Origin of the sequence: Acinetobacter sp. AR_0276 (assembly GCF_003000705.1) — a bacterium.
GTDB lineage: Bacteria > Pseudomonadota > Gammaproteobacteria > Pseudomonadales > Moraxellaceae > Acinetobacter > Acinetobacter nosocomialis.
This window is the reverse complement of the sequence record NZ_PSQO01000004.1, coordinates 20,295-40,935: the sequence shown is the minus strand read 5'-3', so window position 1 is coordinate 40,935 and position 20,641 is coordinate 20,295. Positions and strand designations below refer to the sequence as shown.

General features: G+C 40.0%; 20 protein-coding genes. 10 read left to right on the top strand and 10 right to left on the bottom strand.

Features of this window, described 5'->3' with window-relative positions; all coding sequences use genetic code 11:
- Nucleotides 1-84: 84 nt before the first annotated feature.
- From catA to CSB87_RS01025, 3 genes are all read right to left on the bottom strand, one after another.
- Nucleotides 85-1,005: a catechol 1,2-dioxygenase gene (catA, locus tag CSB87_RS01035; protein WP_004708601.1), complete on the bottom strand. Its 921-nt coding sequence runs from the start codon at nucleotides 1,003-1,005 to the stop codon at nucleotides 85-87.
- Nucleotides 1,006-1,165: 160 nt separating this feature from the next.
- Complete coding sequence (catC, locus tag CSB87_RS01030; protein WP_000897237.1) at nucleotides 1,166-1,456, bottom strand: muconolactone Delta-isomerase; 291 nt, start codon at nucleotides 1,454-1,456, stop codon at nucleotides 1,166-1,168.
- 23 nt (nucleotides 1,457-1,479) lie between these two features.
- The gene (locus CSB87_RS01025; RefSeq protein ID WP_004747037.1) at nucleotides 1,480-2,586 is read right to left on the bottom strand and encodes a muconate/chloromuconate family cycloisomerase; all 1,107 of its coding nucleotides are present in this window, start codon (nucleotides 2,584-2,586) and stop codon (nucleotides 1,480-1,482) included.
- A 100-nt stretch (nucleotides 2,587-2,686) separates the two neighbouring features.
- Here CSB87_RS01025 and CSB87_RS01020 point away from each other — a divergent pair, with 100 nt between their 5' ends.
- Together CSB87_RS01020 and CSB87_RS01015 are read left to right on the top strand one after the other, a co-directional pair.
- Nucleotides 2,687-3,601 (top strand): LysR family transcriptional regulator, encoded by a 915-nt coding sequence (locus tag CSB87_RS01020; RefSeq protein WP_004887067.1) that lies wholly within the window; start codon nucleotides 2,687-2,689, stop codon nucleotides 3,599-3,601.
- An 81-nt stretch (nucleotides 3,602-3,682) separates the two neighbouring features.
- Nucleotides 3,683-4,477 (top strand): TorF family putative porin, encoded by a 795-nt coding sequence (locus CSB87_RS01015; protein WP_004887069.1) that lies wholly within the window; start codon nucleotides 3,683-3,685, stop codon nucleotides 4,475-4,477.
- A gap of 67 nt (nucleotides 4,478-4,544) precedes the next feature.
- Here the strand turns inward: CSB87_RS01015 and CSB87_RS01010 are convergent, their stop codons facing one another.
- Both CSB87_RS01010 and CSB87_RS01005 read right to left on the bottom strand, forming a co-directional pair.
- Complete coding sequence (locus tag CSB87_RS01010) at nucleotides 4,545-5,261, bottom strand: FadR/GntR family transcriptional regulator (protein ID WP_000029961.1); 717 nt, start codon at nucleotides 5,259-5,261, stop codon at nucleotides 4,545-4,547.
- A gap of 83 nt (nucleotides 5,262-5,344) precedes the next feature.
- Entirely contained in the window at nucleotides 5,345-7,078 is a 1,734-nt protein-coding gene (locus tag CSB87_RS01005; protein ID WP_004887070.1) for an IlvD/Edd family dehydratase, read from the bottom strand.
- 170 nt (nucleotides 7,079-7,248) lie between these two features.
- Here CSB87_RS01005 and abaQ point away from each other — a divergent pair, with 170 nt between their 5' ends.
- The 3 genes from abaQ to CSB87_RS00990 are packed head-to-tail and all read left to right on the top strand — an operon-like array spanning nucleotide 7,249 to nucleotide 11,148.
- Entirely contained in the window at nucleotides 7,249-8,553 is a 1,305-nt protein-coding gene (abaQ, locus tag CSB87_RS01000; RefSeq protein WP_004887071.1) for a multidrug efflux MFS transporter AbaQ, read from the top strand.
- Between the two features lie 10 nt (nucleotides 8,554-8,563).
- The gene (gene araD1, locus CSB87_RS00995; protein ID WP_106105014.1) at nucleotides 8,564-9,562 is read left to right on the top strand and encodes an AraD1 family protein; all 999 of its coding nucleotides are present in this window, start codon (nucleotides 8,564-8,566) and stop codon (nucleotides 9,560-9,562) included.
- An 11-nt stretch (nucleotides 9,563-9,573) separates the two neighbouring features.
- On the top strand, nucleotides 9,574-11,148 hold the full coding sequence (locus tag CSB87_RS00990) for an aldehyde dehydrogenase (NADP(+)) (protein WP_004887078.1): 1,575 nt from the start codon (nucleotides 9,574-9,576) through the stop codon (nucleotides 11,146-11,148).
- A 53-nt stretch (nucleotides 11,149-11,201) separates the two neighbouring features.
- On the opposite strand, the gene CSB87_RS00985 is transcribed toward CSB87_RS00990, so the two are convergent.
- Nucleotides 11,202-12,098: a hypothetical protein gene (locus tag CSB87_RS00985; RefSeq protein WP_004887080.1), complete on the bottom strand. Its 897-nt coding sequence runs from the start codon at nucleotides 12,096-12,098 to the stop codon at nucleotides 11,202-11,204.
- Nucleotides 12,099-12,415: 317 nt separating this feature from the next.
- On the opposite strand from CSB87_RS00985, the gene CSB87_RS00980 reads away from it, so the two are divergent.
- From CSB87_RS00980 to CSB87_RS00965, 4 genes are all read left to right on the top strand, one after another.
- Nucleotides 12,416-13,246, top strand: a complete 831-nt coding sequence (locus tag CSB87_RS00980) for an alpha/beta fold hydrolase (protein ID WP_000542615.1) — start codon at nucleotides 12,416-12,418, stop codon at nucleotides 13,244-13,246.
- A gap of 159 nt (nucleotides 13,247-13,405) precedes the next feature.
- Nucleotides 13,406-14,644, top strand: coding sequence for an NADH:flavin oxidoreductase/NADH oxidase family protein (locus CSB87_RS00975; RefSeq protein ID WP_002050809.1), 1,239 nt, complete (start codon nucleotides 13,406-13,408; stop codon nucleotides 14,642-14,644).
- Nucleotides 14,645-14,659: 15 nt separating this feature from the next.
- Entirely contained in the window at nucleotides 14,660-15,727 is a 1,068-nt protein-coding gene (locus CSB87_RS00970) for a saccharopine dehydrogenase family protein (protein ID WP_004887084.1), read from the top strand.
- 208 nt (nucleotides 15,728-15,935) lie between these two features.
- Entirely contained in the window at nucleotides 15,936-16,511 is a 576-nt protein-coding gene (locus CSB87_RS00965; RefSeq protein WP_004887085.1) for a dihydrofolate reductase family protein, read from the top strand.
- 67 nt (nucleotides 16,512-16,578) lie between these two features.
- Here CSB87_RS00965 and CSB87_RS00960 read toward each other — a convergent pair whose 3' ends face one another.
- Both CSB87_RS00960 and CSB87_RS00955 read right to left on the bottom strand, forming a co-directional pair.
- Complete coding sequence (locus CSB87_RS00960) at nucleotides 16,579-17,385, bottom strand: type 1 glutamine amidotransferase domain-containing protein (RefSeq protein ID WP_004887086.1); 807 nt, start codon at nucleotides 17,383-17,385, stop codon at nucleotides 16,579-16,581.
- A gap of 76 nt (nucleotides 17,386-17,461) precedes the next feature.
- Nucleotides 17,462-17,878: a MerR family transcriptional regulator gene (locus tag CSB87_RS00955; RefSeq protein ID WP_002050803.1), complete on the bottom strand. Its 417-nt coding sequence runs from the start codon at nucleotides 17,876-17,878 to the stop codon at nucleotides 17,462-17,464.
- 156 nt (nucleotides 17,879-18,034) lie between these two features.
- Between CSB87_RS00955 and CSB87_RS00950 the strand changes: the two genes are divergently transcribed.
- Nucleotides 18,035-18,733 carry a type 1 glutamine amidotransferase domain-containing protein gene (locus tag CSB87_RS00950; RefSeq protein ID WP_006581658.1) on the top strand — a complete coding sequence of 233 codons (699 nt, stop codon included), beginning with the start codon at nucleotides 18,035-18,037 and terminating at the stop codon, nucleotides 18,731-18,733.
- A 79-nt stretch (nucleotides 18,734-18,812) separates the two neighbouring features.
- Here CSB87_RS00950 and CSB87_RS00945 read toward each other — a convergent pair whose 3' ends face one another.
- Nucleotides 18,813-19,823: an MBL fold metallo-hydrolase gene (locus tag CSB87_RS00945; protein WP_031952573.1), complete on the bottom strand. Its 1,011-nt coding sequence runs from the start codon at nucleotides 19,821-19,823 to the stop codon at nucleotides 18,813-18,815.
- A gap of 141 nt (nucleotides 19,824-19,964) precedes the next feature.
- The gene (locus CSB87_RS00940; protein WP_004887092.1) at nucleotides 19,965-20,534 is read right to left on the bottom strand and encodes a TetR/AcrR family transcriptional regulator; all 570 of its coding nucleotides are present in this window, start codon (nucleotides 20,532-20,534) and stop codon (nucleotides 19,965-19,967) included.
- Nucleotides 20,535-20,641 lie beyond the last annotated feature (107 nt).

The window sequence follows — 20,641 nt, the reverse complement described above, 5'->3', positions numbered from 1 at the left end:
ATTTATTGAAATTCTTAATGGTAGTAATAAATGGAGTAAATTTTGTGAGTCAAAAGCGAACTTTTAACTCACATACACTTTCAATTAAGCACTAGCGCGACGACGTTCAACTTCAGTTGAAGGAGCAGCAGCGGCTTCTTTAACCAATTCAATGTTAAATGTGATGTGTTTGAAAGCGTGATCTAAACCACGGCGTTGAATTTCAGCAGGGTCTGTTACATCTACTGCTGTTGCCACTAAACCGTCACGAGTAGCGAAGGCAAAGTCATCCCATAAGTACTCATCACCTTCAATGTTGAATTGAGTAGTTAGCTTGCGGTAACCCGGTGCAGAAACGAAGTAGTGAACGTGAGATGGACGGTTACCATGACGGCCTAACTTGTTAAGAAGAGCCTGTGTTGTACCTTCAGGAGGGCATCCATAACCAACTGGCATAGTGGTTAACGCTACATATTTACCATCTGTATCAGTGAAAATGGTACGGCGTAAGTTAAAGTCAGATTGAGACTTATCAAAGAATGAATAGTTACCTAAACTGTTGGCATGCCATACTTCAACTTTAGCATTTTCAATAATATTGCCATCCGTGTCAGTTACTTTACCTTCAATAATTAAGGTATCGATTTTGCCAGTTTCAGTTCCATCATCCATACGTGCAAAACCAACTGATTCAGGCGCGCCAGCTACATAAAGTGGACCTTCAATAGTACGTGGTGTGCCGCCAGTAACACCAGCTTTGGCATCTGCTTCATCTGCACGTAAGTCAAGATAATGTTCTAAACCTAAGCCAGCAGCCAAAAGACCAAGTTCATTTGCTTGACCTGCATCGGTAAAATATTCCAAACCTTTCCAAACTTCAGAAGGCTGGATGTCTAAATCTTCGATGGCTTGAAATAAATCCCCAAGAAGGCGCACTACAATTTGTTGAACACGTGCATCGACTTCACCTTTTGCTGTGTCGACATTCATTTGTTTTACAAGCGCATCAATTTGTTGACGGTTCATACTAAAACTCCTTAAGTATGCAATACGGTTTTGGGTGGCAGCGCTGCGGGCATTTTGTTTTGCTAGCGAATAAGTGCCGCCACGTTCCTTGTTACCTTCTGAATAATCTGCTTGGTTTTTAAATGGACTTCAGAGATCACATTTAAAACATTCTTTGGATTTACGAATCATCATCACGAACAGAAGATGGGTGACGGTTCATTGCCATCACTTCAATGTCCATGTATGGATAGAGAGGTAAACCCTGTAAAATGTTGTGCAATTCTTCATTGCTCTCGACATCAAAAATGCTGATGTTCGAGTACTGGCCTGTAATTCGCCAGATATGACGCCATTTACCTTGGCGTTGTAATTCTTGCGAATAAGCTTTTTCAACGGCCTTAATTTCATTTGCTTTGTCGGCTGGCATATCAAGTGGAATATGCACATCCATACGTACATGAAATAACATGGGAAACTCCTTATCCTGTTGCCTTAACGACGTAATTTCTCAATCTTATCTTCATCAATTTCAATGCCTAAGCCCGGAGCTGTTGGCAAATGCAATTCAAAGTTTTCGTAACGTAGCGGCTCTTTTAAAATTTCTTCGGTAAGTAATAACGGACCAAATAATTCAGTGCCGAACGCTAATGTTTCAAAGGTTGCAAATACATGGGCCGATGCAATACTTCCTACAGGACCTTCAAGCATGGTGCCGCCATATAGGTCGATACCAGCCAAACCAGCAATTTTGCCAACTTCACATGCTTCAATCAGGCCACCAGATTGTTCAATCTTGACGGCAAATACATCTGCACCATGATTTTTTGCAATACGGTATGCACTGTCAGGTCCAGTTAAAGCTTCATCTGCCATAATGGCTACATCAAAACGATGGGTGAGGCGAGCAAGAGCTTCGGTATTTTGAATTGCACATGGTTGTTCGATTAAATCGATTCCACCATCTTGGAGCTGTTGAATACCATGAATACATTCAAGTTCTGACCATGCACGGTTTACATCTACACGTACACTAACATCAGCACCTAATGCTTTTTTAATCGCAATCACATGGTCAACATCTTGCTGTAAAGGACGTGCACCAATTTTAAGTTTGAACGTGTTATGGCGCTTTAGCTCAATCATTTTGCGAGCTTCAGCAATATCTTTTTCCGTGTCACCAGACGCAAGCGTCCAAAGCACAGGTAAACTATTACGCAGACGTCCACCTAAAACTTCGCTTAATGGCACACCTAAACGTTTGGCCTGAATATCAAGTAGGGCAGTCTGAATGGCACACTTAGCAAAGCGGTTACCATTAATATTTTTACGAATCAGTTTAAGTGTTTGTGCAACATTTAAATCTTTAACTGATGTCAGTAATGGTGCAAAGTAGGTATCAATATTGGCTTTGACACTCTCAGGACTTTCTTCACCATAGTTCAGCCCACCAATGGTGGTGGCTTCACCCCAACCGACAATACCATCCGTGGTCGTAATTTTAACGAGTACCAAAGTCTGGGTACGCATAGTAGTCACAGACAACTGGTGAGGACGGATAGTTGGAATATCCACAAGTATGGTTTCTATGGTTCTATACATGAAGTTTCAACTATTACGAACTTGTTTGTATACCATAGAAGAATGTAATAGCCTAAAATAGATATAGAACGGTATTTTAAGATACTAAAAAGGTATATTAATGGAATTAAGACATCTACGTTATTTTGTTACCGTTGTTGAAGAACAGAGTCTGACGAAAGCCGCAGAAAAGCTTTTTATTGCTCAGCCACCTTTAACACGCCAAATCAAAAAACTAGAAGAAGAATTAGGGATCGATTTATTCGAAAAAGGCTCTCGTCCATTAAAAGTAACGGAAGCAGGGCTGTTTTTTTACCAGCATGCGGTGCAAATTTTGACTCACACCGCTCAAGCTGCTTCGATGGCTAAAAAAATGAAGCTGGTCGAGAACGTTGTTAAAGTGGGTTATGTGAGTTCGCTTCTTTATGGGCGATTACCACAAGTCATCTATCTATTTAGGCAAAAAAATCCTGACATTCATGTTGAGCTTATTGAGTGTGGTACACGAGATCAGGTAGAAGCATTAAAACTTGGCAAAATCGATTTAGGATTTGGGCGATTACCAATTAGTGATCCAGCGATTAAGCGACTTCTGCTTAGAAAAGAAAAGTTAAAACTCGCAATCCATAAAAAACACCCATTAAGTGATTTCCAAGAGACAGGAATTTATTTATCTCAAATTATTAATGAGACAATTTTTTCTTATCCAACTACACCTAAACCAAATTTTTCGACCACTATTCAAGCTTTATTTACCAAATTAGGTCTTGTCCCAGCCAAGCTGACTGAAGTACGAGAAATTCATATGGCACTTGGCTTAGTGGCGTCCGGTGAGGGTATTTGTATTATTCCGGAAAGCGCCTGCGACATTGGAATGAAGAATCTAACTTATTTAAATATCTTAGACCTAGAAGCCTATAGTCCCATCTCTCTATCCATGCGCAACATGGACCAAAGTTCCTATATTCCTAAAATTTTAGATTGCATTGAAGAGATCTATAGCGAAGAAGATGTGTCTAGAAACTTGAATTTATAAACTTTTAAGGTTCTTAAACTGGATATTTCATGTTATTTTAAAACTTTAAACCTATAGGTAATATGTAAAAGGAATTATTGAATGAGAAAAATTTTAGGTTTAGCTTCACTTATTATGTCTACTAGCGTTTTACATGCGGAACAATTAAAAGAACAAGAAAAAACTTCTCCTTATAGCGCGAATGTGACTTTTGCTAGTCAATATATTTCACGTGGTTTCCAACAAACTTGGGGTAAACCAGCCTTACAAGGTGGACTGGATTATGCCAATCCTAGTGGTTTTTTTGTAGGAACTTGGGCATCAAGTGTAAGTTCCAACTATCTGCGAGATGCTTCAGTTGAATGGGATTTTTATACAGGTTATTTAAAAACAATCGATAAATTCTCGATTGGTATGTCTATTTTTTATTATTACTATCCAGGCGCGAAAAGTACACCAGAAACGGGAAATACGAGTTATAACTATGGTGAAATCGTACCTCAAATTGGCTATGGTCCTTTAAGCCTCAAATACTTTGTGACTTACACGCCAGATTATGCTGGTTATAACTCTAAAACCATGGGTGGACCTGCTGGTAAAAGGTCAAGAGGATCAAGTTATTTAGATGTTAACTTTACCCAGCCGATCAGTGAAACTTGGACTTTTGGTGCCCACTATGGCTATGAAAGAATCAAAAACTTTTCAGAGTCGAACTTTCAAGATGTTAAAGCCGAAGTAATTAAAGATTTAGGTGATGGTTGGAGTACAGGATTAGCCTATACCAAGGCATGGGATAAAAATGCTTATTATAAAAAGTATAGCAATGGTGAGCCGGGCGCACCTATTTCAAATCCAATTGATTCAACTTTTACAGTCTCTGTAAAAAAGGTGTTCTAATTTATAAATAAAAAGCCTGATCACTTTAATTTAGAGTCAGCAGGCTTTTTCTAATACATAGAGAAAATTATTTTTTAATTAAATCATAAGCCATCTTAGTGTCATCTAGCTGAACGAGTGAAGCATGGCGAGCAGAGAGCGGATCTTTATTTTCAATTGCTGTCAAAATTGCTTTATGTCTTGGTAGCGAATGGCCTTGTAAATTTGGACGTAGACTTGTCACTTGAATTGATTGCTGCAAAGGTAAAACCAACATTTTTGACATATAAGCCAATAAATCATTATGCGTTGCTTTAGCAATTGCTAAGTGAAACTGAATATCGGGTTCTATAAACTCTTCAACTGTTGTCGCTTTTTCCATGCCTTCATAGGCTTGCTTAATACGCTCAATATCTTCTTCATTTGCTGTACTTGCGGCAATATAAGCAAGCTCTGGTTCTAAAACGCGTCGTACAGTAGAAAGGGTTTTAAAAAACTCGTGTTCAGGGGTTGTTTGAATCAACCAAAACAATACATCCGGATCGAGCAAATGCCATTCTTCTTTAGGTCTAACCACAGTCCCGATTTTAGGTCTTGAGTAAGTTAAACCTTTAGCATTTAAAACACGGATGGCTTCGCGAAAGACAGGGCGGCTGACTTTATATTCCTCACATAAATCAACTTCACTTGGGAGTTTTTCATTTTCTGAGATTTCTCCAGAAACGATTTTTAATCCCAATTGTTGAACAATTAATGCATGTTGGCTTTTGCTTGGAATAGGATTTTTATAGTCAGCTTTACTCATATTTCACTATTACGAGATGTTGAATATCCTATGGTATAGATGACCTTGTGTTTTAACAAGATCATCTTTTTCAAGAATAAATATTAATGAGAATGACGTGGAACTTCCGAGCCGCGGCAACCGACCAAGAAATCAAAATCACAGCCTTCATCGGCTTGTAAAACATGTTCTACATAGAGCTTACGGTAGCCGCCAATAAAACTTGGTGGAGCTGGAGGCGCTAAATTTTCAAGACGTTGCTTAAGTTCTTCATCACTCACTTCTAGGTGAAGTTTTCCAGCATAGGCATCAAGTTCGATAAAGTCGCCATTTTGAACTACAGCCAAAGGCCCGCCTGCCATGGCTTCTGGAGCAACATGCAAAACTACAGTGCCATAAGCTGTTCCACTCATACGTGCGTCGGAAATACGGACCATGTCGGTAATGCCTTTGGCTAAAATTTTTGGTGGTAGTCCCATATTTCCGACTTCTGCCATGCCCGGATAGCCTTTAGGGCCGGCATTTTTCATCACAAGAATACAAGTTTCATCGACATCTAGATCTGGGTCATTAATCCGGGCTTTATAATCATCGAAGTTTTCAAATACGACTGCACGACCACGGTGTTTCATCAACTCCGGTGTGGCAGCAGATGGTTTAAGCACTGCACCTTTAGGCGCTAAATTACCGCGTAAAATACACATGCCGCCATCTTGTCGAATTGGGTTATCTATTTTCCGAATCACTTCATCGTTATAAATAGGTGATTGCTGGCAGTTTTCCCAAATGGTTTGACCGTTTACGGTTAAAGCTTGTGGATTTGGCAAGAGATTGGCTTCACCCATACGACGAATTACGGCTGGCAAGCCGCCGCTATAATAGAACTCTTCCATTAAAAAACGACCCGAAGGCTGTAAGTCGACAATGGTTGGCATACCGCGGCCAACACGGTTCCAGTCATCGAGTTGTAAATCAACCCCAATGCGTCCGGCAATTGCTTTTAAGTGAATTACGGCATTGGTTGAACCACCAATAGCTGCATTGACCTTAATGGCATTTTCAAAGGCTTCTTTGGTTAAGATTTTAGAAAGACGTAAATCTGCATGAACCATATCAACAATACGCATACCAGAAAGATGAGCCAACACATAACGGCGAGAATCTACCGCTGGAATGGCCGCATTGTGGGGTAAAGAAGTGCCTAGGGCTTCAGCCATACACGCCATTGTAGAAGCGGTGCCCATGGTGTTACATGTACCAGCCGAGCGTGACATACCAGACTCGGCAGATAAAAATTCATTTAAATCAATTTTGCCTGCTTTTAATTCTTCATGCATTTGCCAAACGATAGTACCTGCACCAATGTCTTTGCCTTTATGCTTACCATTCAGCATTGGACCGCCAGTCACTACAATGGCTGGAATATCACAGCTTGCGGCACCCATTAATAATGCAGGTGTAGTTTTGTCACAACCTGTTAGTAAGACCACACCGTCAATAGGGTTACCACGAATAGCTTCTTCGACATCCATACTGGCTAAGTTACGGGTAAACATGGCGGTAGGACGTAAATTCGACTCACCATTTGAAAACACAGGGAATTCAACAGGGTAGCCGCCCGCTTCTAAAATCCCTTTTTTTACATGTTCGGCAATTTTTCGAAAATGCGCATTACATGGGGTGAGTTCAGACCACGTATTACAAATCCCAATGATGGGCTTGCCTTGAAACTCATGATCTGGGATTCCTTGGTTCTTCATCCAGCTACGATACATAAAGCCATTTTTATCCGTTGTACCAAACCAGGCAGCCGAACGAAGAACTTGTTTGTTATTCATACAAATTTCCCTATATAGTATTACTATTAGAATTAATTGAATTAAAAAATACACCATAAATTTTATTTTTAAAAGGTTTGAAATTTAAATAGTATTACTATATTTTAAATTGAAAGGATAATTTACGAGCAAGATGCTCTATAAGTAAATAATAGGAAATGGAGTCGAACATGGATTTCGAAAAGGATGTAATACGGACGGTCACGTTTAAGCTGATACCTGCATTAGTCATACTATATCTGGTGGCATACATTGATCGGGCCGCTGTCGGGTTCGCTCATTTGCATATGGGTGCCGATGTAGGAATTGGTGATGCTGCCTATGGTCTAGGAGCTGGCTTATTTTTTATTGGATATTTTCTTTTTGAAGTTCCAAGTAATTTGCTTTTAGACAAATTTGGTGCTCGTAAATGGTTTACCCGCATTTTATTAACATGGGGCCTCATCACCATGGCCATGGCGCTTATTCAGGGCCCTAAAAGTTTTTATCTCTTACGGTTTTTACTCGGTGTTGCTGAGGCAGGTTTTTTCCCTGGTGTTTTATACCTGATTACACAGTGGTATCCGGTGCGGCATCGTGGAAAAATCATGGGAATGTTTGTGCTTTCACAACCGATTGCCATGATGATTGCAGGGCCTTTAGCGGGTCTATTACTTGGAATGGATGGCATTGCAAATTTGCACGGCTGGCAATGGTTGTTCGTTGCAGTTGGCTTGCCCGCGGTTTTATTGGCTTTACCGACATTTCTGTGGCTACCCGATAAGATTGATAAAGTAAAGTGGTTAAGCATTGAACAAAAACAATGGCTTAAAAATGAACTCATTAAAGATGAAGCCGAATATGACCAAATCCGACATGCCAATCCACTACATGCCTTAAAAGACAAACGCGTACTTTTATTAGCACTCTACTATTTACCGGTAACTTTAAGTATTTATGGTTTAAATCTCTGGCTTCCTACCATTATTAAGCAATTTGGCGGAGGTAGTGATATTCAAATTGGGTTCTTATCTAGCATTCCCTATATTTTTGGAATTATTGGACTCCTCATTATTCCGCGTAGTACTGACCGCCTGAACGATCGTTACGGACACTTAAGTTTTCTATATGCACTAGGTGCTTGTGCAATGTTTTTAAGTGGTTGGCTAAACTCTCCAGTTATGCAGTTGGCAGCTTTGGCTATAGTTGCGTTCTGTCTATTTTCATCGACTGCCGTGTTTTGGACATTACCAGGTCGTTTCTTAACAGGTGCAAGTGCAGCAGCTGGTATTGCCTTAATTAACTCTGTTGGAAATTTAGGTGGCTATGTCGGTCCATTTGGGATCGGACTGTTAAAAGAATACACGGGAAATATGGCTGCTGGTTTGTATTTCTTATCTATCGTCATGCTTTTTGGCTTGATTCTGACTTACATCGTCTATGCCAAGCTCGAACGCCAAAAAACACAAACAGTGAATATTCAAAAGCCTTTGTAAGGAATAAAACATGCAAATTATTCAATTTGAGAATCGTGCAAATCAACGTGCCGTCGCGAAAGTAGAAGGCAACATGGCATATCCGGTTAAAGATATTCAATCTGTTCGTGATTTAGCACTTTTAGCAATCCGCAATAAAGTTTCACTGGAACAACAAGTTGAGGCGTTAGGGTTTGAGTCCGAAACTTATGATTATTCATCGTTATTAGCAGACTTAAAGGTATTGCCGCCTTTAGATCATCCAGATTCAACGCATTGTTTAATTTCCGGTACAGGTTTAACCCATTTAGGTTCTGCATCTGCACGCGACAAAATGCATCAACAAAATTTAAGTGATGACAGCTCGGTGACCGACACTATGCGAATATTTCAATGGGGGCTACAAAAGGGGCGTCCAGAAGAAGGTCAGATCGGGGCACAGCCAGAATGGTTTTATAAAGGCGATGGTTCAATTGTGGTAAGACCGGGAGCAGAGCTGCCTTTACCTCCATTTGCCGAAGACGGCGGCGAAGAACCTGAAATTGCAGGCCTCTATGTTATTGGAGAAGACCTAAAGCCTTACCGAATCGGGTTTGCGCTGGGCAATGAATATTCTGATCACGTAATGGAGCGTCGTAATTATTTATATTTGGCTCATTCAAAATTACGTTTTTGTAGTTTTGGTCCCGCTTTACGGACAGGCGAATTACCAAAACATTTAGTCGGAACTAGCCGTTTGCGCCGTGATGGACAAATCATTTGGGAAAAAGAGTTTTTGTCGGGTGAAGACAATATTTGTCATAGCTTGGCAAATCTCGAATATCACCACTTTAAGTATCAACAATTCTTAAAAGCAGGCGATGTACATATCCATTATTTCGGTACAGCGACTCTATCTTTTGCCGATGGTATTCAAGCACAAGTTAATGATGAGTTTGAAATAGAAATGAAAGAGTTCGGGCATCCACTCAGAAATAAACTTGCTCATATGCAACCTGAATTACCGATCGGTTCAGTTATTACTCTCTAAGGAATATAAAAATGGTCATTGGACACAACTTTATTGGCGGTTCACGTAGAGCACAAAGTATAAGCTTATTGAAAAGTGTAAATGCAACAATGGGCGAAACTTTGCCTTATGAGTTTCACCATGCAACCGAGCAAGAGGTCAATCAGGCCTGTGAAGCAGCCAGTCAAGCGTTTAAGACTTACCGCCATACGTCTCCTGAACAGCGTGCTGTTTTTCTAGAAAATATTGCCGATGAACTCGATGCATTAGGTACAGATTTTCTTGAAATCGTTTCACAGGAAACCGCTCTGCCACTTGCACGCTTACAAGGTGAACGTGCCCGTACCAGTGGACAAATGCGTTTATTTGCCAAAGTGCTGCGCCGTGGTGACTTTTTAGGTGCCCGTATTGATACTGCTTTACCAGAGCGTCAGCCTTTACCTCGGCCAGACCTGCGCCAGATTAAAATCGGTGTTGGCCCTGTTGCAGTGTTTGGGGCAAGTAACTTTCCTTTAGCATTCTCAACTGCGGGTGGTGACACTGCTTCGGCACTAGCGGCTGGATGTTCGGTAGTAGTAAAAGCCCATAGTGGACATATGGCGACAGCAGATTTCGTAGCGCAGGCAATTGAACGTGCCGTAGAAAAATCAAATATGCCTAAAGGTGTGTTTAACATGATCTACGGTAATGGCGTAGGTGAACCTTTAGTGAAGCATCCTTTAATTCAGGCTGTAGGTTTTACGGGTTCACTGCGTGGCGGACGAGCTTTATGTGACATGGCCGCAGCTCGTCCACAACCGATTCCTGTGTTTGCTGAAATGAGCAGTATTAATCCGATGTTGATGTTGCCAGAAGCCTTAAAAAACCGTGGTGAAAAAATTGCACAGGACTTGGCTGATTCGGTGGTTTTAGGCTGTGGTCAGTTCTGTACCAATCCGGGCTTAATCTTGGGTATTAAATCAGCTGAATTTAGCCAGCTCATTAGCAACCTGACTGAAATTATGGGTGCTAAACCTGCGCAAACTATGCTCAATGCCGGAACCTTAAAAAGTTATACCGCTGCCCTTGAGCACTTAACTGAGCATCAAGGCATTAAGCATTTGGCAGGTCAAACTCAACAAGGCAATCAGGCTCAGCCACAACTGTTTAAAGCGGATATTGAGTTATTACTGGCGGGTGATCAGCTTTTACAAGAAGAAATCTTTGGGCCAACCACAGTCATTATTGAAGTTGAAGATAAAGCCCAACTCATTCAGGCGCTACAAAGCATGAATGGTCAGCTGACTGCGACTTTAATTGCCGATGAAACTGACTTAACCGAGTTTGCTGATGTAGTTCCTGTACTAGAGGAAAAAGCCGGTCGATTACTCATCAATGGCTACCCAACGGGTGTTGAGGTCTGTGATGCGATGGTACATGGCGGGCCATACCCAGCCACTTCAGATGCAAGAGGCACTTCAGTTGGAACCTTGGCCATTGACCGTTACTTAAGACCTGTGTGTTACCAGAACTATCCGCAAAGTTTATTGCCGGAAGCTTTAAAAGACAGCAACCCGTTGCAGATTTTAAGACTGGTCAATGGTGAGATGACTAGAGAAGCAATCTAAAAAATAAAAAGAGACCATATGAAGGTCTCTTTTTTATATTTCGAATAATAAATCTATAGCGGAGTAGGCAAATTAAGCACGACTTGTGCATCTTCTATAACATCTAAACGCAAAATTTTTGAAGCACCTAGTTCATTTAATAACTTTGTTAAAGGGCCTTCATTTTTCACTAATCTTACTTTCTTTGGAAAAAGTTTTTGCGCGAAAGAAAGAATGTTTGATTGAACCTCTGTCTGGTGCCATTTACCATCAACAACATGTAGCATGGTTGCTTTATTAATATGTGTTTCAGAGTCAACATGTTTTAAAGGGGGGACAGCAGTCTCTAAACTTAAATCTAACTTACCATTAAGATCAAAAATATTGGCTTGAACGCTTTTTGAGTTAATGTTCACGTCAATTTTAGTCAGCCATTTCGGTAACTGGTAACCATATACACCCCGCACTCTGGCAATTTCTGTATCGACAGGTAACGCTAAAACATGTGCATAAAAATGACGTTGGCGCATCGATTTGATTAGTTCTGCAATATGTGGCACATGCGCATTAGGCTTGCGTACCACAATCGCAATCGACACTTCGTTATAAGGGTCATTGTCACAAACCGAATAGGTAAAGAACGTAACAGCGACCAACCCATAACCCGGGAAGGGTTGTAATGGTGTTAAGTCAGCAGGAAGTTTTGCTTTAATCTGTTTAATAGGTGCAAGCATCAGCAGTTGCACATTTGCGCTACGATAATAAAAGTTGGGTGCCCAAACAGGACCTACACGGGACTCCATAATTTTTTTAGGAATATGACGGAAAAAGTCGATATTGCCAGCAGCAGGGTCTTGAGCGACTTCATCTAAATCGGGATTCATTCTAAAACGGTCATAATAACCACCTTTGGGTACTTTGATTTTTTGTTGTCCAAATTCAACCTCAGTAAATTGTTGTTTTATATCCATGAAAATTCACCTTTACATTAATTGACCGAGTATCTGATGCTGTCCATATGAAGACGTGTTAATTTAGAACCACTACAGAAACTATAAGTTTAAAGTTCACTTTAAAGTCAAGATTTTAATTTTGATGGCTAAAGGCTTTGACATTTAAATGAAATAAAAAAGGGGAAAGATGAGAAGAGTTTAAGGCCGTGCTTTCATATAAATTTTATTTTAAAAATACAATTAAAGTAATTGACCTTAAAGTTAACTTTAAGCTTAGTATCAATATTCAAATTTTATAACCAATCTATAAGTAGTTGTTTAGCAGGAGAACGAAGATGGGATACGTAACGACAAAAGACGGTGTAGAGATTTTTTATAAAGATTGGGGACCACGTGATGCCCAAGTTCTATTTTTTCATCATGGTTGGCCTTTGAGTTCAGATGATTGGGATACACAATTGCTTTTTTTCCTTAAAGAAGGTTTTCGTGTAGTTGCTCATGACCGCCGTGGACATGGGCGTTCGAGTCAGGTATGGGATGGTCACGATATGGACCATTACGCAGATGATGTTGCAGAAGTGGTTAAACATCTGAACATTAAAAATGCAATTCATATTGGCCATTCAACAGGTGGTGGTGAAGTGGCTCACTATATTGCACGTCATGGTCAAGAAAACGTTAAGAAAGCTGTTCTTGTCAGTGCAGTACCACCGCTTATGGTTAAAACTGAAAATAATCCTGAAGGTTTACCAAAAGAAGTTTTTGATGACCTTCAAAATCAGGTTCTCACAAACCGTGCACAATTTTTCCGAGACCTTCCATCTGGCCCATTCTATGGTTTTAACCGACCAGATGCGAAACCATCTGAAGGTATTATTGCTAACTGGTGGCGTCAGGGTATGACGGGCAGTGCAAAAGCACATTACGATGGTATTGTTGCATTCTCACAAACTGACTTTACTGAAGATTTAAAGAAAATCACTATTCCTGTTTTGGTATTACATGGTGACGACGACCAGATCGTGCCTTATAAAACGTCTGGTGTGAAATCTGCTGAGTTACTTCAAAATAGCCAACTCAAAATCTACCCAGGTTTTTCTCACGGTATGTTAACCGTAAACCATGAAGTAATTAATGCGGACTTATTAGCGTTTATTCGCGAATAATTTAAAGCTATAAACTTTAAAAAAGAGGCCTATTAAGTGCCTCTTTTTTATTTATAAGAAATTGAAATTAAAAGTAATAAATAGAGAAATAATAAAAGGTATTGACATTAAAGTTAGCTTTAATCTTAAAGTAAAGCCATACTGAATGAGGTCATTCCAATGAAAGTGTTCGAAAAATTAGTATTCCCAAATGGCTCATATGTTCCTAATCGTATTGCTAAAGCGGCAATGGAAGAAAATATGGCTGATTTAAACCATGCACCATCAGAAGAATTAATGCGTTTATATCAGGCTTGGGCAAATGGTGGCGTAGGTCTAATCATTACCGGAAATGTGATGGTAGACCGCCGAGCGATGACTGGACCGGGCGGCGTAGTGCTTGAAGATGAAAAGCATCTAGATACTTTCAAAAAATGGGCACAAATTAGCCGTTCCAAAGGTGCTCAGGTTTGGCTTCAAATTAACCATCCGGGTCGACAAATGCAAGCTAACCTAGGTCAGCAGACTTGGGCGCCTTCTGCAATTTCACTTGATCTTGGCAAAATGTCAAATCGCTTTAACACACCAATTGAAATGACTGAATCTATGATTGCAGAAGTGATTCAGCGTTTTGCAAACACGGCACGTTTAGGTGAAAAAGCAGGATTTACTGGTGTGGAAATTCATGCAGCGCATGGATATTTATTAAGCCAGTTTCTTTCTCCACTCAGCAATAAACGCCAAGATCGTTGGGGCGGTTCTTTAGAAAACCGCGCTCGTATTTTAATTGAGATTGTGGAAGCGGTTCGTAAAGTGGTTTCGCCACAGTTTACGGTCGCAGTGAAACTAAATTCAGCCGATTTCCAGCGTGGCGGTTTTAGCGCTGAAGATGCTCAGCAAGTGGTCAAAATGTTAAATGAGCATGCAGTCGATTTGGTTGAACTTTCAGGTGGTAGCTATGAAGCGCCTGCAATGCAAGGTCAGGCACGTGATGGTCGTACACTTGCCCGTGAAGCTTATTTTTTAGAATTTGCACAAGAAATTCGTAAAGTTGCCAAAATGCCTGTTATGGTGACAGGTGGCATACGCCGTAAACAAGTGGCAGAAAAAGTAATTGAAAGTGGTGTAGATATGGTCGGTATAGCCACAGCTTTAGCGATTGAACCTAATTTGCCAAATGCTTGGAAACAAGGCCAAAATATTTCACCTGAACTCAAACCAATTACATGGGAAAATAAAACATTGGCTTCACTTGCCAATATGGCTGTGGTCAAATTCCAGTTACGTAATTTAAGTGCTGGTAAAAAAACAAAACCAAATGTTTCACCAGCTTGGGCTTTAATTTTGCAACAATCAGCGATGTCATGCCGTACTCGCCAGTATAAAAAAGGCATGCGTAACTATTCATTTGCTTCTTAAAAAGTGAGTTGTGTTATGACAAATCTTAACGATTCAAACTGGTTAATTTATGGAGCAAATGGCTACACGGGCGAATTAATCGCTCGTGAAGCTGTACGCCAAGGTCTAAAACCGACTTTGGCTGGCCGTAACAAAGCTAAGGTTGAAGCACTTGCTCAAGAGTTGGGACTTGACTATAAAGCTTTTGGACTTGATAACGTAGATGCAATAAGTGAGCAACTCCAAGGTTTTAAACTGGTTATGCATTGTGCAGGGCCTTTTTCAGCGACATCGAAACCCATGATGGAAGCTTGTATAAAGGCAGGTGCTCACTATCTAGATATTACGGGCGAAATCTCAGTATTTGAGTTGGCACAGTCACTTAACAGCCAAGCCGAAAAAGCCGATATTGTGCTTTGTCCGGGTGTCGGTTTCGATGTAATTCCAACAGACTGTGTTGCTGCTGCCTTGAAAGAAGCACTACCAGATGCGACCCATTTAGCGCTTGGTTTTGACTCTAGAACTGGGTTTTCACCGGGTACAGCCAAAACAAGTACAGAAGGCATGGCCGAAGGTGGAAAAATTCGTAAAAACGGAAAAATTACCACTGTTCCGTTAGCACATTATGTCCGGACTATTGATTTTGGTGATGGCAAAAAAAGTGCCATGAGTGTTCCTTGGGGAGACGTATCGACAGCGTTCTATACAACCGGCATTCCAAACATTGAGGTGTTTGTACCTGCATTTCCTAAAATGATTTTTGGTGCAAAAATGCTGAACTATGTACGCCCAGTATTAAAAATCAATGCTGTGCAGAAGTTTATTAAATCACGTATTGAAAAAACGGTTGTGGGGCCAAATGAGGAGCTTCGAGCGAAAGTACCTACCTATGTTTGGGGTGAAGCAAGAAATGCACGTGGGGAAATCAAAACTGCCCGTATTCAAACGGAAAACGCCTATAGTCTTACCGTAAATGGCTCACTGACTGTGGTGAATTATTTACTCAGAAATACCGTTAAAGGCGGTACACATACACCCGCAAAACTGATGGGCTATAAGCTAGTGACCGAGTTGCCGGGTTCTGGCCCGCTAGTCATTACGTAACCAAGCCTTTATTAAAACAGTACGTTTATAGATAACCCGAATAAGGAGCCATTCTTGTTCGGGTCATTTATATAATTTATAAATATTTCAGGAAGATATAGAGCTATATAGATACAAGAAAAATCAGAAAACAAAACACTCCATAAGAAATCATTTAAATTGAATATACTAAAAAGCGATAAATCTTATTCATAACAAAGGAATGAAAATGAGAAAACTCATACTGTTTCTACATGCATCGCTTGATAGTTTTGTCGAAGGTCCAAATGGGGCAATGGACATAGGTTGGATTGCTTACGATGCCGATTTGGCAAATCATGCAAAAGAAATCTTGAGCACTGCCGATACGGTAATTTGGGGACGTGCGACTTACCAGATGATGCATAATTATTGGCCAACCATGCTTTCAAACCCCGAAGCTTCGGAGCATGAACGAAATCATGCTGAGTGGATTGAAAAGACTGAAAAAATCGTTTTTTCAACCACCTTAGATACTGTTGAATGGAATAATTCCAGACTTGTGAAAGATCATGTTGAAGAAGAAATTAATAAGCTCAAGCAGCAACCGGGCAAGGATATGGTGATTTTGGGGAGTCCACGGTTTGCACACTATCTCATGCAACTTGGTTTAATTGATGAATATAAAATTACGGTTTCGCCCGTTTTAATTGGTAGTGGCTTGCCGCTATTTCAAGGTATTCAGCAAAAGACCAATCTTAAACTTATTGAAAATAAAACTTTTGCTTCTAGTGCGATAGCTCTTCACTATCAAAAGGTTGGTTAATTTTTTCTATAATATTTATATGAAAAAGACGAATTACAAGGCTGGTCTGTAATTCGTCTTTTTAGATTTATTTTATGCTGCTTAAACGTTTAACGACTGCTTCGGCAATTTCTTTACTCGACTGAGGGTTTTGTCCAGTAATAATTCTGTCGTCTGAAACCACATATGAGGTAAACGGAATAAAAGCTTGTTTATATTTTGCACCACGTTCAATGAGTCCATTTTGTAAAGAAAATGGAGCTTGAGACTTAATACCTGAAAGTGTTTCTTCTATATTTGCAAAACCCGTAACAGTTCTACCTGCAATTAACGGTTTGCCATTTTCATCCTGTAAAGGTAATAAACCACCTACGCCGTGACAAACTGCTGAAACGACTCCACCTTGGCCATAGATCTGTTCGCTAATGTTTTGCAAAGTTTTATTATTTGGGAAATCCCACATGGTACCGTGCCCACCCGTATAGTAAATGGCTTTGTACTGGGTAGGATTAATCGCGTTCGGAGCTAATGTTGTTTTTAACCGTTGCATAAATGCTGGGTCGGCTAAATGCTGACGAGCGGATTTGTCTAAGTAAATAGACTTTAAGCTACGTTCATCTAGAGGCACTTCACCACCTAAAGGACTTACAAAGTCCATTTCATAGCCGGCAGCTAATGCAACATCATAAAAATGGGTGAGCTCGGTTAGCCAAAGTCCTGTTTTATCTGAACGAGAAGGGTAAGCCGAGTGATTAGTCATTACGACTAAAATTTTTCCACTTGTTTTTGCAAGGCTTTGAGCTTTATCTGAACCTGCGGCATAAACCACATTTGTAGATAAAAGAATGGTAAAAATAATGCTTAACCAACGTTGAAAATTCCACACTTTAAACATCACAGGTTCCTCATTTATCACCTGTGGTCCATCGTATGTTTAAAGTGTACTTTAAGGTCAATAGAATTCTATAGGTTTACGGCGTTTTTGATTTATCGTAATAGAGATTCATAAGGCGTTCGGCATTTTCTTCACAGGTAATTTCATCGGGTTTGTTATTAATTGCTTCAATCATGGTGAGTAAATTTTGCTTACTGACTTTAAGCTTTTGTTCTAAAAGTTCGATTTCCTGAATTTTAGATTCAAGTGTTTGGATGAGTGCGTCATGGTTCCAAGTAGTCACTTTTGACGGTAAAAATGATTTAATTTCTGCTAAAGAAAAACCAACTTGCTGGGCCTGTTGAATTAAAGAAAGTTGCTTTAAATCGTTATCTGTATATTCACGATAACCATTCGACTTTCTTTTTGCTTTAGGCAAGAGTTTGATTTGCTCGTAATAACGAATTGTAGGGGTACTTAAACCACTTAGTTTCGATAACTCGCTAATATTCATAGCCACATACTCTATTGACATTCAAGTTAACTTTAGACTTATAGTTACTTAAAATCAAGGTTCATAACTTTACCAAGCACACACTTTCAGTAACAGCTTTCTATGCTTTGATAGATGAAAGAATAGAATTATAAATATGAAAAATGAGGTGAGAAAATGTCTAAACGCATATTACATGTCGTGACCAATATTTCACGCTATAAGGATGTAGATGAGCCGACAGGACTGTGGTTGGGCGAGCTCACTCATGCTTATGATGAATTTGAAAAGCAAGGTTATGTGCAAGATATTGTCAGCCCAAATGGCGGAAAAACCCCGATCGAGCCTAAATCGCTTGCGCCTTTGGTTGCAGATAAATCTGTTAAAGCCAGAGAAAAAGACCAAGCTTTTATTACCTTGTTAGCAAATACTTTTAAGCCTTCCGATATTCATTGGCAAGATTATGACGTGATCTATTACACGGGTGGTCACGGTGTGATGTGGGACTTTTTAGATAATCCTGAACTGCAAGAAATCACCAAAAATATTTATGAAAAAGGTGGCATTGTTTCGAGTGTATGCCACGGTTATTGCGGTTTGCTTCACGTCAGACTTTCAAATGGCAAGCGACTCATAGAAGGTAAAAAGTTAACTGGCTTTGCATGGAGTGAAGAGGTTCTGGCAGGGGTAGCGAAAAAAGTGCCGTACAATGCCGAAGAGCTCGCTAAAGAATATGGCGCTCGTTATGAAAAGGCTTTTATTCCTTTTGCGCCGTATGTCGTTCAAGATGGCAATTTGATTACTGGTCAAAACCCGTTTTCAGCTAAGAAGACGGCTTTAGCGATTATAGAAACGCTTGAAAAGAGTGCTTTGTGAAAATTATTCAAAGTTATAAATAAGATAAGCCGAATACTGCAAATGGAGTGTTCGGCTTATTTTTATCGAACTATGAACGTCACCAATAATTTTCAACATTCGGCTCGTTTAAGTTCAAAATTTGTCCCATTTGCGGTGTGCTAATGGCTAAATTATTTTCATGAGCCAAAGCCACGATACGTTCAAACGGGTCGTCCCAAGCATGAAGCGCCAAGTCAAAAGTACCATTATGTACAGGCAACAAATGACGTCCTTTTAAGTCTAAATGTGCTTGTAAAGTTTGCTCTGGTTGCATATGAACATCGGGCCATTCAGGGTCATAAGCGCCAGTTTCTAACATGGTCAAATCAAACGGACCATAACGATGTCCAATTTCTTTAAACCCATCAAAATATCCCGTGTCACCGCTAAAAAACACACGTAAGTCATTATCAATAATCACCCACGAAGCCCAAAGCGTTGCATTGCTATCGCCCATACCACGGCCTGAAAAATGATGGGCAGGGGTAGCGACCAGTTCAAGTCCATCTACATGCGTGGTGTCCCACCAGTCGAGTTGTTGAACTTTTTCTGCTGGAATTCCCCATTTAATGAGTGTATCGCCTACACCAAGCGGCGTTAAGAAATGTTCAACTTTATCGTTAAGCTGCATAACCGCATGGTAGTCGAGGTGGTCGTAGTGGTTATGCGACAGAATCACACCTTTAATGGGTGGTAAGTCTGCAATGCTAATCGGTGGCTGGTGAAAACGTTTTGGACCAATCCATTGAAAAGGTGAAGCACGTTCAGAAAAAACAGGGTCGGTTAACCAAAACTCATTTTGCAGTTTTAACAAAATGGTTGAGTGGCCCAAACGAAATAGAGAGCGGTCAGGTGCACTTAAAAGCTGTTCTTTTGACAAACTTAAAACAGGAATTTCTTTGTTGGGTACTGTGTCTTTTGGTTTGTTAAAAAGAAACTTCCACATAAGTTGAAGTGTTTTACCAAAAGAAGGCTTGTGTTGGTTCGGACGCGTATTTCTAAATTTGCCATTGTGCTGCTGAGATGGCATTAAGGGAGAAGGCAAGTTTGTTGTGTTTGAAATAGTCATCTTGTTTTTCCTTATTGGAACAAACCTATATGTACAAATAAGAACTTGGGTTAAGTGCTTATTTTAATTCATTTAAATGAGTATTTACTCACTCATTAATTGGTTTAAAAATAAGGACGCCGCGCATCCTTATTCTATGATTTATATTGAAACTGCATGCCAAAACGCTTCAAAACCAGATTTGCGATAAAGCTCGGTTTGAGAAGGGTCTTGGGCAATAAAATTAAGTGTAACCTCGGCAAGCGCACCTAAAATCGAAGCAATAAATAACGGTGGATAATCTCTTAATTTGCCATCGTTAATACGTTCTTGAATGTTTTGAGTAAAGTCACAAAAGGTTTGCATACCAATTTGTTTGCTTTGCTCAGTAATTTGTTCTGAGGTCGAAAGCTGCGCCATTACTTTACGTTTAAGGGGAGCTTCTAAACTCCAGTCCAAATAACTTTGCCAGATATGCGACATTTGTGTTTGTAAATCTGAGTTGGTAGGGTAACCAAGCATCATGACCTGACGTAGCTCAGCCTTGAGCGAAAGATATAACTGGTTAAGCAATTCTTCTTTATTACTAAAATAGGTAAATAAAGTGCCTTCTGCCACGCCAGCAACTTTAGCAATTTTTGAAGTAGACGCACGTTCGCCAAGCTCTGCTAATGTTTCGATAGCAGCACTTAAAATTGCATTACGTTTATCTTCACTACGAGGACGAGCCATATACAAACAGATTAATTGAGTGATTACTCAATCATAAATAAAAATAGAAAAAATGCAAGCAAAATAAAAAAAGCCCTCAAAGAAGGGCTTTTAGGATTGAGTTATAT

What these genes read in the sequence shown, in the direction of transcription:
- catA (WP_004708601.1), bottom strand. Translation starts at nt 1,005, where the DNA reads ATGAACCGTCAACAAATTGATGCGCTTGTAAAACAAATGAATGTCGAC.
- catC (WP_000897237.1), bottom strand. Translation starts at nt 1,456, where the DNA reads ATGTTATTTCATGTACGTATGGATGTGCATATTCCACTTGATATGCCA.
- CSB87_RS01025 (WP_004747037.1), bottom strand. Translation starts at nt 2,586, where the DNA reads ATGTATAGAACCATAGAAACCATACTTGTGGATATTCCAACTATCCGT.
- CSB87_RS01020 (WP_004887067.1), top strand. Translation starts at nt 2,687, where the DNA reads ATGGAATTAAGACATCTACGTTATTTTGTTACCGTTGTTGAAGAACAG.
- CSB87_RS01015 (WP_004887069.1), top strand. Translation starts at nt 3,683, where the DNA reads ATGAGAAAAATTTTAGGTTTAGCTTCACTTATTATGTCTACTAGCGTT.
- CSB87_RS01010 (WP_000029961.1), bottom strand. Translation starts at nt 5,261, where the DNA reads ATGAGTAAAGCTGACTATAAAAATCCTATTCCAAGCAAAAGCCAACAT.
- CSB87_RS01005 (WP_004887070.1), bottom strand. Translation starts at nt 7,078, where the DNA reads ATGAATAACAAACAAGTTCTTCGTTCGGCTGCCTGGTTTGGTACAACG.
- abaQ (WP_004887071.1), top strand. Translation starts at nt 7,249, where the DNA reads ATGGATTTCGAAAAGGATGTAATACGGACGGTCACGTTTAAGCTGATA.
- araD1 (WP_106105014.1), top strand. Translation starts at nt 8,564, where the DNA reads ATGCAAATTATTCAATTTGAGAATCGTGCAAATCAACGTGCCGTCGCG.
- CSB87_RS00990 (WP_004887078.1), top strand. Translation starts at nt 9,574, where the DNA reads ATGGTCATTGGACACAACTTTATTGGCGGTTCACGTAGAGCACAAAGT.
- CSB87_RS00985 (WP_004887080.1), bottom strand. Translation starts at nt 12,098, where the DNA reads ATGGATATAAAACAACAATTTACTGAGGTTGAATTTGGACAACAAAAA.
- CSB87_RS00980 (WP_000542615.1), top strand. Translation starts at nt 12,416, where the DNA reads ATGGGATACGTAACGACAAAAGACGGTGTAGAGATTTTTTATAAAGAT.
- CSB87_RS00975 (WP_002050809.1), top strand. Translation starts at nt 13,406, where the DNA reads ATGAAAGTGTTCGAAAAATTAGTATTCCCAAATGGCTCATATGTTCCT.
- CSB87_RS00970 (WP_004887084.1), top strand. Translation starts at nt 14,660, where the DNA reads ATGACAAATCTTAACGATTCAAACTGGTTAATTTATGGAGCAAATGGC.
- CSB87_RS00965 (WP_004887085.1), top strand. Translation starts at nt 15,936, where the DNA reads ATGAGAAAACTCATACTGTTTCTACATGCATCGCTTGATAGTTTTGTC.
- CSB87_RS00960 (WP_004887086.1), bottom strand. Translation starts at nt 17,385, where the DNA reads ATGTTTAAAGTGTGGAATTTTCAACGTTGGTTAAGCATTATTTTTACC.
- CSB87_RS00955 (WP_002050803.1), bottom strand. Translation starts at nt 17,878, where the DNA reads ATGAATATTAGCGAGTTATCGAAACTAAGTGGTTTAAGTACCCCTACA.
- CSB87_RS00950 (WP_006581658.1), top strand. Translation starts at nt 18,035, where the DNA reads ATGTCTAAACGCATATTACATGTCGTGACCAATATTTCACGCTATAAG.
- CSB87_RS00945 (WP_031952573.1), bottom strand. Translation starts at nt 19,823, where the DNA reads ATGACTATTTCAAACACAACAAACTTGCCTTCTCCCTTAATGCCATCT.
- CSB87_RS00940 (WP_004887092.1), bottom strand. Translation starts at nt 20,534, where the DNA reads ATGGCTCGTCCTCGTAGTGAAGATAAACGTAATGCAATTTTAAGTGCT.